We start from the raw sequence: 10,476 nt of genomic DNA on the forward strand, positions 1-10,476 counted from the left end.
ATGGAGGAAAAAAATTATGGACCCTGTAACATTAGGTGTAGTTGCATTAATGGGTGCAGTTGCTACTATCGGAGGGGCTGCAGAGGACTTAGAATCTGATATCGGTTCTCAAAGTAACCCTAACTCCCAAGTTCAACTTGCTCCACAAATGGGACATTTACACCGTATGATAAACAAGGCGGCTTCTGGTGAACCAGTCGCTTATGGTGTTTGGTGTGGTGTTGCTGGTGCTATTGCATACATAGTTATGTCTTTAGGAATGATGCCTATCGTAGCTATTGCAATGGGTGCTTGTGTCGCTGCTTTTGTTCACGCTATTTATACTGTTACATCCCACATGGGAAGGATTGTTGGACAATCCCAATTTGAACAACCATTATTTATGGATGTATTAACTCAATCTTTAGGACCTATCGTAGGTCACGGATTTATAACTAGTTTTTGTATTGTCGGAATTTCTTACTTAATGACCATTCCATTAGGATTTTGGGGTGAACCATTACACGTATTCCCATTACCACTCTTAGCAATGCTCTGGGGTATTGCTTTAGGTGCTATCGGTTCTTCAACCGGGGACGTTCACTATGGTGCAGAAAGTGAGTATCAAAAATTCGAATTTGGTGGAGGAACCCCTGTAGCTATTCAAGGGGATATCGTTACTAAAGCTCCATTAGGTGCTAAAAACTCTATGGATGTAGTAAACTTCTGTGCTAAATTCGGTGGACCATTAACTGGTTTCTGTTTCGGTCTCGTTGTATTCTTTAGTTTCTGGAATACAGTAGTATTTGGAGTATATGGTGGTATTGTTGTAGGTATTATAATAATTATCTTATTAATCATCATGGATAATTACTTAGAAGTATTTGCAAGAAACAAATATGGACCATATGAGGAAGAATAAGGAGGTTTCGATTATGGATCCAATTTCATTAATTTTATTCATCGCAATAGGCGGTATTATGATTGGTGCAGGTGTGCACTTTATTCCTGTAGGAGGAGCTCCTGCAGCTATGGCAACAGCTACTGGTGTAGGTACCGGTACTGCTATGTTAGCTGCTGGTGCTGGTTTAACAGGTCTTATTACTGCTGCAACTATGACAGGTGAACCATTCTATATAGTAGGTATAGGTGGTGCTATTGGTGCTATGATTATGATGGGTATTACTATGCTCATTGCTAACTTAATCTACATCTTCGGTGTAGGTATTGTTCCTGCTGCATCAAAAGTACCTGTAGACTGGATTACTAAACGTAATCAAGAAGCTTACAAAACCCCTGGTACCGAAGGTCACGGTGTACCATTAACTTCATTTGTTAGTGGTCTTATCGGTGGTCTCCTTGGTGGTTTTGGTGGTGGATTAGTCTACTACGGAATTTACAATGCTATGCAAGATACTGTATTTGTACTCGACCCTACTGTAAGTGTTGGTTTAGCTGCTATTTTAGGTGTAGGTGTGTTCTTTATTAACTCTGTAATCGCTTCATACAACATCGGTGGTACCATTGAAGGTATGCACGATCCAAAATTCAAAAGAATTGGTACTGGAGCTCTTGCATGTGCTATCGCATCTATCGTTGTCGGAATCTTTTGTATTATTTTAACTGGAGGTATCTAAAATGTCTGCTGGTGGAAGTGCTGATGGTGCAGCTGCAGGTGCAGTAAGTTCAACAATGTTACTCGCTGTAGGTATTGTTGGAGGATTACTTGCAATTTATATCACTGGTTTTTTAGGCGATATGGGATCAGTTATTGCAGGTCTCGGTGCTGTTTTAGCTATCGTATGGGGATCAGATGCTATTCGTAGAGTAGCAAGTTACGGTTTAGGTACTGGTGTACCATCTATTGGTTACATGTCTTTATCCGTTGGTGTTATCTCTGCTTTAGCAGGTATCAGTTTAGCAACTATATTAAATATAGCTATGTTAGGACCAATCGCAGCTTTCGTAATTGCTGTTATTATTGGTGCTATTATTGCAATCGTTGCTACTAAAATTGTAGGAATGAAAATACCTATCATGCTTCAATGTACTATTGAAATTGCTGGTGCAGCAACTTTAGCAATCCTTGCTTTCTCTGTAGCAATCGCAGGTTCTTTCGACATGCTCGCAATTTATGAACATGTTGTAGCAACTGGATTCATTGCTGTATTATTTATCTTATGTACTATGGCTATCCAACATCCATTCAACGCATGTTTAGGACCAAACGAAGATCAAGTAAGAACTTTAAAATGTGCAGCATCTACTGCATTCTTATCCATGACTTTAGTTGGTCTCATGTCTGTAACTTCAGGTGGATTAGGCTGGTTCATTGTATTCATTGTAGGTTTAGTTGGTTGGGTCATCTCATTCAGAGCATTCGTATTAGCTTCAATGAATGACGCTGCTTCAACCAAATGGGCTGGATTATGGCCTAAAGTTGAAAATTAGATTAGGAGGAATTAAATATGGCTCAAATGTTACCTATGGTACAAATTGTACCTGAAATGAATTTCGCATATGACCCTGTAACTGGGGTTTTAAGTTCATCTTTAGGTTCAGGAATTGTTCTCCTATCTATGGATGATGTAAACGAACAAGTAGCAAAAGTGGAATTAGCTGCTGATGAATTAATGGCTTCATTAGACCCATACACAAGTCCTGTTGGCTCTTTCCCTGGAAGGGATGGTTCTTACATTACTGCAGGATTATTAACTAACATTGTATATGGATTCTTATTAGCTACATTCATTATATTTGCTGCATTACCTATTTTAGAAGTATTGGGGGTTTTATAGATGGCTGATAAAAAAGCTCCTGCAGACGGCTGGCCGGTTATCAGTGGAGACTACATTGTCGGTGATCCAGAAAGCCCAGTTGCAGTAACAACTTTAGCTTCTCACATTGAAGCAGAACTTTCTGGTGCAGCTATTGCAGGTCCATGTAAAACAGAAAACTTAGGAATAGAAAAAGTAGTTGCTAATATTATTTCCAACCCTAATATTCGTTTCTTAATATTAGCTGGTGCGGAAGTACAAGGTCACATCACTGGTCAAAGTTTTAAAGCTTTACATGAAAATGGTGCAGACCCTGACAAAAAGAAAATTATTGGCGCAACTGGTGCTATTCCATTCGTAGAAAATGTTCCACTTGACGGTGTTGAAAGATTCCAACAACAATTAGAAATTGTTGATTTAATTGACACAGAAGATATTGGAGCAATTCAATCAAAAATCAATGAATGTGTAGAAAAAGACCCAGGTGCTTTCGAAGAAGAAGCTATGGTTATTTCCGTTGATGATGACGGTGGGGAAGAAGAAGAAGGAGAAGCAATTAGAGTTGTTTCTGCTGAAACTGCACTCGTTGAAGCAAGAATTAGGGATATAAACACTAAAATCGACATGGTCGGTGCTGTCCAAAGAAACATGGCGGGAAATTACGCTGGTAAAGTACAAGGTATAATGATCGGATTAGCTTTTACTTTAATAATTGGAGTTTTATTCTTGATTTAAGGAGGAGATGAATATGGTACAAATTTCAAACAAACCAAATATTAATGGGATGAAAACTGCAGCAGATGATGCTGAATACAGTTCAAAACTCCTTGCAAGAGAAGGTAAACTATTCGCAGGTTTACTTGCAACAAGATTTAAAGGTTTCGCAATTGGTGCTTGCATTGCAATACTTTTAATCGTAATAATTCCTTTTATTGCAACATTATTAGGATTCTAAAGAGGTGTTATATATGAGTGAAGGAGATTCAATACCTCAAGTAATGGTTTCCTCCGATGATTTCAACCAAATCGTTGCAAAATTAGATGATGCAGAAGAAAAAGTTGATTTCACTGTAGGGGAATATTATCAACGTTTAGGCCAACAAAGTGGTAGAGATGTTGGTATCTTATATGGTATTATAATTGGATTAATTATATTAATTGTAGCTATAAAATTCGGTGTAACTTCAATGTTATCTGCCTTATTATAGGAGGTTTATATTTATGTTAAGATTTGATAAAGAACAACTCGTCATTGATGTTGCTGGTATGAAAATGGGAGGGCAACCTGGTGAATACCCTACTGTTTTAGCAGGAACTATCTTTTACGGTGGACACAATATTATTAGTGATGAAAAAGAAGGTATCTTTGATAAAGATGCTGCTGAAGAAAGAATTAAAACAATGGAAGAAATGTCTGACGTAACCGGAAACCCATGTGTTGTACAAACTTTCGGTGCTACTGCAGAAGCTATGGTAAAATACTTAGAATTTGTAGGAGACGTCTGTGACAAACCTTTCCTTATTGACTCAACTGCAGCTGCTGCAAAAATTGCAGGTGTAGAATACGTACAAGAAGTCGGATTAACTGAAAGAGCTGTTTACAACTCTTTAAGTATGGCTGCTGAACCTGCAGAAATTGAAGCTGTTAAAAACTCCGACATCGATGCATCCATTCTCTTAGGTTTCAACCCAATGAAACCTGGTGTAGAAGGTAAAATCGAAATCTGGGAAACTGGTGGAGATGTAATCGACCAAGGTATTCTCGAAATGGCTGACGAATGTGGTATTACTAAACCATTCATGGATGTAGCAGTTACTCCATTAGGTCAAGGTGCAGGACCTGCAGTAAGAACTTCTTACGCAGTAAAAGCTAAATGGGGATACCCAGTAGGATCTGGTATTCACAACGTTCCATCCGCATGGGACTGGTTAAGAGGATACAAAAAAGAACACAAAGAAGCATGGCCTGTTTGTGATATTGGTTCCAATATCGTTCAACAAATGGCTGGTGGGGACTTTGTACTCTTTGGACCAATCGAAAATGCAAGACTTGCATTCCCTGCATGTGGTATGGCAGATATCATGATTGCTGAAGCAGCAAAAGATATCGGTACTGAACCTGTAGAAGAACACCCAATTAACAAATTATTATAAACACAAAGGGTCCCGATTAGATGATTAATTTCATCTAATCTTTTTTTTAAATTTTTTTACTACTTTTCGCTGATTTTTCTTAAAAATTTTTTAACAAAATTTATATTATCTTAATAATAGATTATTATTTAACTTTAAATTGGAGAGGTTGAATAATGTCTTTTTTAAGTAAACTTTTTAATAAAGGTCCTAAACCTATAATTGCTCATTCTAAAGAAGGTAATTTAGCTACTTTAAGAGCTCAAAGGGCAGGTCCTGCAAGTCCTGGTGCTGTTAAAAAACCAGATACTTATTATGTAACTGCTTCTGTTGAATTGGGAAATACCACTACCAAATGTATAGTGATGGCTACTAACCTGAACACTAGTGAATCTTATTTACTTAACAAAACAGTTAAAATGACTAGGGATATCAGACCACCAAAACCTTCAGAAGACGTATTCGGTAAAACTGTTTGGGGTATTGAACTTTCTAAAGAAGCTGTAACTGAATTAATTAGAGATACTGTTTTAGAATCATTAAGAAAATGTCAAGTTGATAAAGATGAAGATTTAGACTTTGTTGTTAGATCTACTGGGGTTACTGCAGGTTTTGCAACTGCTGAAGAAGCAGGTCAGCTCATTATTGCTTTAGCTGACGGTTGTCTTGAAGCAGATATTCCTCCTCGTAAGATGTCTCCTGCAATGAGTATTTCACAACTTCCTGAAAGGCTGCAAAAACACTCCCTTTTAGAAAATATCATGTTTGACGGTGCTGTTGTTAGTGTAGTTCCTCCTGAAGGAAAAGAAACTGTTGCAAATGAAATGGAAGGGGAACTTGTTACTGCTGGAATCAAATTAGGTGCTAAATGGACTGATGTTGATTACAGAAACCCTTGTGTATCACTGGATTTCGGTTCAACATTGGCAGGACGTATTGTTAATGATAATGAACCTTATGCTAATACTGTTGGTAACTTTTTAGGTCTTGCGGGTGTTGTAAGCGATTCTTTAGCCAGAGGTTCTGGACAAATCGATAAGAAAAATGGTGCTGCTTTAGATTTATACTCAGAAAAAGCCATGAAAAAAGCTGATCACAAAAAAGCTGAAGCAAATGCTCTTGAAGCTCACAAATTAATTAATATTACTAAAGTTCCGATGGATGTGGAAAGATTCGGAACAGTTCCTGTAAATCCTGTAGCTGCTGAAAAAGCAGGTACAACTTTAATCGGTTGTGATGTTGGATTCAATGGGGATAAACTTCCTGAATTAATGGAATTGGGTGCTCAATTCTATGATGCAGACGGTCTTCCAACATTGCTTTCAACATTGGATTATGTAAGTACCAATATTGTTAAAAGAGTATTGGATGTTGCATTCAAAGAAAATGTCATTGTTCCTGGTTCCGCTTTAGGAATTACTGGTAGGGCAGGTATTACAGGACGTAAACCTGAACTTATTTTAGAAGCGGTTCAGGATAAGTTTGAAAATGTCGTATTCGTTGAAGATGGTCTTGCATTAGGTTCTGCTATTATGGCTCGTTGTATGAACTCTATGGGTACTCCTAAAGTTCCTATTGGTGGTAAACAGGGTGGAAGATGTATCCTTAAAGATCGTATGAAAATGGCCGGCGGCAAATTCGCTAAATAAATCGTGATTTTTGTATGATTTATGCAATTTTGATGGCTGGAGGTATGGGAACTAGACTTAAAGTTCCCTGCGAAAAACCTCTTTTTGAATTATGCGGTAAACCATTGATTAAATATGTACTTGATAATCTGGAATCATCTAGATTTATTGATAAAATCATTATTGCGGTTAGTCCTCATACTCAGGAAACCACCAAATATCTAAATTCTCTAGATGCTGATTTTCAGATATTGGATACTTCAGGTGAAGATTACTTGACTGATTTGTCGTATATCTTGGATTATTTTGAGAAAACTTCTAAAGATGATGTCCTTCTTTTTATAAACGCAGACTTGCCGTTTATTTCTACAGAGACTATAGATCATGTTTTGGATTATTATATGAAATCTGATAAAGATGCTTTATCCACTTTAGTTCCGGTAGAAATATTTGAAAATTTAGGTTTAAATTATTCTTATGAATTCAATGGTAATGTTCCATCAGGATTGAATGTTTTGAGAAGCGTTAACATTGTACAGGATGAAGACCAGCTTATTATTCCAAAAAAAGAGTTGGCTTTGAATATTAATACTCTTCTGGATAGTGAAGTTGCAGAAAAATTCTATCAGGAATATTATATTTAAATATAATGAAATTATATATTTATATAAGTATATTTACTTTTATCAGGTGATTTAATGGAAAATAAACAACAAATTCCTAAAAGAGAAGAAAAATTATGGAGCGAAATTAAAAATTATCAAGTAGCTACTAACAATGCACGTATCCTCGGTGTTTTGGATGAATTGATTATCAATGAAAAAACCGGTAAAATAGTCGATATTGCTATCAGGGTAGAAAGTGACCGTAATATCCATGTAAAAGGTGCTAAAAGAAATGGTGACTTATTGTTAGTTCCTTTCGCTAAAGTTGAAAAAGTCGGCGAATTTATTATTGTAACTGAATAATTTCAGTTATTCTCTTTTTTTATTTAATTTCTATTCTTTTAAAAACTATTTTTTTTGTCATGTGTTAACTATTTATATTTAGTTAATTATAGTTATTATAGTATAAAACAAATTCATTTTATTCTTAAAAAAGGGTGATTATAATGTTACTTGAAGTTGAAAATTTAGCCGTTGAAGTGGGCGGTAAAAGAGTTTTAAAGAACATTAATCTTTCTATAGCTGAAGGTGAAACTCATGTTCTTTTAGGACCTAATGGTGCTGGAAAAAGTACTTTATTTTTAACAATATTAGGTTTTCCGCAGTATAATGTTGTTGAAGGTTCTATCAAATTTAAAGGTCAAGATATTACTAATTTAACTACTGCAGAAAGAGTAAAACTTGGTATTGGAGTTAGTTTCCAATCTCCTCCATCAATCAGAGGGGTTTCTGTAAGAGATTTGCTTAAAATCATTTCAAATCAGGATATGGATGATGATTTGAATGATAGAATGAAAGAATTAGCTGACCAGCTTAAATTTAATGATGAATTCCTGGACAGGGATGTTAATTACGGATTTTCCGGTGGAGAAGTAAAAAGATCTGAAATTTTACAATTGCTTGCTCAAATGCCAGATTTTACAATGTTTGACGAACCGGATTCCGGTGTAGATATTGAAAATGTAGAGTTACTTGCTTCTGAAATTGGAACTTTATTAGATAAAGATAAACCTCAAGGCTCCAGAAAAAGAAGCGGACTTTTAATTACTCATTTAGGTTATATTTTAAACTTTGTCAGTGCGGATAAAGCACATGTTTTAATGAATGGGGTAATTTCCTGTTCTGGTAACCCGACAGAAATTCTTGAAGATATTAGAAAAAATGGTTTTAATGGATGTGTTGAATGTGCGCAATGTTTATGAAGATGCTGAAAGAGCGAAGGATAAAAAAGCTGCACTAGGTGTAGATGTCACAATAGAAAATTTCACTGATGAAACCGTCAATGCTTTGGACATGATTGATGATTTGGATGATTTAAACAAACAGACTAAAAAAGACCTTTTAAAAGTAGGTGTAGATACTGAAGAAAAAAACAGATCCGGATCATTTTTACAGGTCGACCAAAGTAATATATTTACAAATAACTCCATGTCAAGTTCTGTTGAAGTAATGAACATTGGTGTTGCACTTGATAAATACAATTGGCTAGAAGACTATCTTTGGAAAGTCGTAAAACCTGATGCTGATAAATATACAGCTAAAACTGCTTTACGTGAACAGAAAGACGGTGTTCAAAGTGGTTATTTTGTAAGGTCTCTTCCTGGAACTAAAGAAGTAATGCCTGTACAGGCTTGTATGTTTATTAGTGATGCAGATATTATGCAGACAGCTCACAATGTTATCATTGCTGAGGAAAACTCAGAATTGCATTTGATTACCGGCTGTGCTACCGGTGATGACGTTGCTTCTGCAATGCATGTCGGAGTTTCTGAAATGTATCTCAAACCAGGTTCCAAAATTACCTTTACAATGGTTCACAATTGGGCTGAACAGGTTGAAGTACGTCCAAGAACCGGTGTTAAATTAATGGATAACTCCACTTATATTAACAATTATATTTTAACCAGTCCTGTAAGCACTATTCAATCTTTCCCAACTGCATACTGTGACGGTGAAAATTCAAGAGCTATTTTCCAAAGTATTCAGGGAGGTAAAAAAGATTCAATTATTGATGTTGGTTCAAGAGTTCTCCTTAATGCTAAAGGTGCTAGAGGAGAAGTTATTTCAAGAGCAGTTGCACAGGATGAATCTAAAATTTATGCCAGAGGTCATTTGGCAGGTACTGTTCCTGATGTAAAAGGTCATTTGGAATGTCACGGTTTAGTATTGTCAGACGACAGTTTTATTTATGCAGTACCTGAACTTGAAGCTAGTTCTGCAAATCTTGAGATGTCTCACGAAGCAGCTGTAGGTAAAATTTCTGAAGAAGAAATTAATTATTTAACTTCCAGAGGTATCACTGAGGAAGATGCCGAGTCTATGATTGTAAGAGGATTTTTAAACATGGACATTACAGGTCTTCCTGATGAATTAGCTAAACAAACCCAAATGATGATTGATATGAGTTTAGATGGAATGTAATTCCATCATCACTTCTTTTTTTCTATTTTTAACATTTATTCTTATTTTTTTAATTGCCTTGTTTCATAGTATATAAACTTTTTGACTTTAATTTCTAAGTAAGCTTTATATTAATTATTAATGAAATATATTAATCAGTACATAATGTAATGCTGAGCTAGCTCATTACGTACAGAAATTGTGATTTTAAGGCTTGCCTAAAAGTGTAGGTCTTAAAAAAAGATTTTAAAATTTTTTAAAAAACTTTAAAATTTGAATTAGAAAGACGCAAGTTTTTCGAAATTCGCAAAAAAATATTTATAGAGGAGGAGAAACTCTATGGCTGATGATGTAAAAATTGTAATGTTTTGTTGCAACTGGTGTTCCTATGGAGGAGCAGACACAGCTGGTACTGCATTAGAGTTATTCGTGTAATGTGTTCTGGAAGAATTGACCCACAATTTGTTTTAAAAGCATTCCAAGAAGGTGCTGATGGGGTATTTGTAGCTGGATGTCACATGGGTGACTGCCACTATGATGCTGGTAACTACAAATTAGATCGTAGAATGAGATTAATTTATAAATTAGTCGAAGAAATGGGAATTGGAAAAGAAAGAGTTCACCACGATTGGATTTCCGCATCCGAAGGTGAAAAATTCTCAGAATCTGTTAAAATGATGGTTAACAGAATCAAAGAATTAGGTCCAGCTCCATTGAAAAAACAATTAGATGCTGAAGGATAAATTGGAGGAATTTTATATGGCAGATAAAGTAAAAATAGGAACTATGTGGTTAGGCGGATGTTCCGGTTGCCACTTATCCATTGCGGATTTCCACGAATCCTTAATTGATGTTATGGAATTCGCTGATTTCGAATTTTCCCCTGTACTCATG

Annotated in this window: 13 protein-coding genes and 2 pseudogenes; all 15 read left to right on the forward strand. The window is 35.8% G+C overall.

Annotated elements, in window-relative coordinates; genetic code table 11:
• The first annotated feature begins 13 nt into the window (after positions 1-13).
• On the forward strand, positions 14-901 hold the full coding sequence (gene mtrE / locus QZN33_RS11105; protein ID WP_296792590.1) for a tetrahydromethanopterin S-methyltransferase subunit E: 888 nt from the start codon (positions 14-16) through the stop codon (positions 899-901).
• Positions 902-914: 13 nt separating this feature from the next.
• Positions 915-1,616, forward strand: coding sequence for a tetrahydromethanopterin S-methyltransferase subunit D (gene mtrD / locus QZN33_RS11110; RefSeq protein ID WP_296792543.1), 702 nt, complete (start codon positions 915-917; stop codon positions 1,614-1,616).
• 1 nt (position 1,617) lies between these two features.
• Positions 1,618-2,430 carry a tetrahydromethanopterin S-methyltransferase subunit MtrC gene (gene mtrC / locus QZN33_RS11115; RefSeq protein WP_296792546.1) on the forward strand — a complete coding sequence of 271 codons (813 nt, stop codon included), beginning with the start codon at positions 1,618-1,620 and terminating at the stop codon, positions 2,428-2,430.
• 17 nt (positions 2,431-2,447) lie between these two features.
• Entirely contained in the window at positions 2,448-2,777 is a 330-nt protein-coding gene (locus tag QZN33_RS11120; protein ID WP_296792549.1) for a tetrahydromethanopterin S-methyltransferase subunit B, read from the forward strand.
• The gene (gene mtrA, locus QZN33_RS11125; protein WP_296792552.1) at positions 2,778-3,491 is read left to right on the forward strand and encodes a tetrahydromethanopterin S-methyltransferase subunit A; all 714 of its coding nucleotides are present in this window, start codon (positions 2,778-2,780) and stop codon (positions 3,489-3,491) included.
• A 13-nt stretch (positions 3,492-3,504) separates the two neighbouring features.
• Positions 3,505-3,711 (forward strand): tetrahydromethanopterin S-methyltransferase subunit F, encoded by a 207-nt coding sequence (locus QZN33_RS11130; RefSeq protein WP_296792555.1) that lies wholly within the window; start codon positions 3,505-3,507, stop codon positions 3,709-3,711.
• 13 nt (positions 3,712-3,724) lie between these two features.
• Positions 3,725-3,964 carry a tetrahydromethanopterin S-methyltransferase subunit MtrG gene (mtrG, locus tag QZN33_RS11135; RefSeq protein ID WP_296792561.1) on the forward strand — a complete coding sequence of 80 codons (240 nt, stop codon included), beginning with the start codon at positions 3,725-3,727 and terminating at the stop codon, positions 3,962-3,964.
• Between the two features lie 13 nt (positions 3,965-3,977).
• Positions 3,978-4,910 carry a tetrahydromethanopterin S-methyltransferase subunit H gene (gene mtrH / locus QZN33_RS11140; protein WP_296792564.1) on the forward strand — a complete coding sequence of 311 codons (933 nt, stop codon included), beginning with the start codon at positions 3,978-3,980 and terminating at the stop codon, positions 4,908-4,910.
• A 155-nt stretch (positions 4,911-5,065) separates the two neighbouring features.
• The gene (locus QZN33_RS11145) at positions 5,066-6,538 is read left to right on the forward strand and encodes a methanogenesis marker 14 protein (RefSeq protein ID WP_296792567.1); all 1,473 of its coding nucleotides are present in this window, start codon (positions 5,066-5,068) and stop codon (positions 6,536-6,538) included.
• Between the two features lie 14 nt (positions 6,539-6,552).
• On the forward strand, positions 6,553-7,161 hold the full coding sequence (locus QZN33_RS11150) for an NTP transferase domain-containing protein (protein WP_296792572.1): 609 nt from the start codon (positions 6,553-6,555) through the stop codon (positions 7,159-7,161).
• A 54-nt stretch (positions 7,162-7,215) separates the two neighbouring features.
• Positions 7,216-7,485 carry a PRC-barrel domain-containing protein gene (locus QZN33_RS11155; RefSeq protein ID WP_292739171.1) on the forward strand — a complete coding sequence of 90 codons (270 nt, stop codon included), beginning with the start codon at positions 7,216-7,218 and terminating at the stop codon, positions 7,483-7,485.
• A gap of 143 nt (positions 7,486-7,628) precedes the next feature.
• On the forward strand, positions 7,629-8,384 hold the full coding sequence (locus QZN33_RS11160) for an ABC transporter ATP-binding protein (RefSeq protein WP_296792587.1): 756 nt from the start codon (positions 7,629-7,631) through the stop codon (positions 8,382-8,384).
• Positions 8,353-9,603 carry a SufD family Fe-S cluster assembly protein gene (locus tag QZN33_RS11165; RefSeq protein WP_296792592.1) on the forward strand — a complete coding sequence of 417 codons (1,251 nt, stop codon included), beginning with the start codon at positions 8,353-8,355 and terminating at the stop codon, positions 9,601-9,603. The genes QZN33_RS11160 and QZN33_RS11165 overlap by 32 nt, the downstream gene beginning before the upstream one ends.
• 318 nt (positions 9,604-9,921) lie before the next feature.
• Positions 9,922-10,325 (forward strand): annotated as a pseudogene (locus QZN33_RS11170) (hydrogenase iron-sulfur subunit).
• Positions 10,326-10,341: 16 nt separating this feature from the next.
• Positions 10,342-10,476, forward strand: a pseudogene (locus QZN33_RS11175) (F420-nonreducing hydrogenase); the annotation flags it as partial.

Origin of the sequence: uncultured Methanobrevibacter sp., assembly GCF_900314615.1 — an archaeon.
Taxonomy (GTDB): Archaea; Methanobacteriota; Methanobacteria; order Methanobacteriales; family Methanobacteriaceae; genus Methanocatella.

What these genes read in the sequence shown, in the direction of transcription:
- mtrD (WP_296792543.1), top strand. Translation starts at nt 915, where the DNA reads ATGGATCCAATTTCATTAATTTTATTCATCGCAATAGGCGGTATTATG.
- mtrC (WP_296792546.1), top strand. Translation starts at nt 1,618, where the DNA reads ATGTCTGCTGGTGGAAGTGCTGATGGTGCAGCTGCAGGTGCAGTAAGT.
- QZN33_RS11120 (WP_296792549.1), top strand. Translation starts at nt 2,448, where the DNA reads ATGGCTCAAATGTTACCTATGGTACAAATTGTACCTGAAATGAATTTC.
- mtrA (WP_296792552.1), top strand. Translation starts at nt 2,778, where the DNA reads ATGGCTGATAAAAAAGCTCCTGCAGACGGCTGGCCGGTTATCAGTGGA.
- QZN33_RS11130 (WP_296792555.1), top strand. Translation starts at nt 3,505, where the DNA reads ATGGTACAAATTTCAAACAAACCAAATATTAATGGGATGAAAACTGCA.
- mtrG (WP_296792561.1), top strand. Translation starts at nt 3,725, where the DNA reads ATGAGTGAAGGAGATTCAATACCTCAAGTAATGGTTTCCTCCGATGAT.
- mtrH (WP_296792564.1), top strand. Translation starts at nt 3,978, where the DNA reads ATGTTAAGATTTGATAAAGAACAACTCGTCATTGATGTTGCTGGTATG.
- QZN33_RS11145 (WP_296792567.1), top strand. Translation starts at nt 5,066, where the DNA reads ATGTCTTTTTTAAGTAAACTTTTTAATAAAGGTCCTAAACCTATAATT.
- QZN33_RS11150 (WP_296792572.1), top strand. Translation starts at nt 6,553, where the DNA reads ATGATTTATGCAATTTTGATGGCTGGAGGTATGGGAACTAGACTTAAA.
- QZN33_RS11155 (WP_292739171.1), top strand. Translation starts at nt 7,216, where the DNA reads ATGGAAAATAAACAACAAATTCCTAAAAGAGAAGAAAAATTATGGAGC.
- QZN33_RS11160 (WP_296792587.1), top strand. Translation starts at nt 7,629, where the DNA reads ATGTTACTTGAAGTTGAAAATTTAGCCGTTGAAGTGGGCGGTAAAAGA.
- QZN33_RS11165 (WP_296792592.1), top strand. Translation starts at nt 8,353, where the DNA reads ATGGATGTGTTGAATGTGCGCAATGTTTATGAAGATGCTGAAAGAGCG.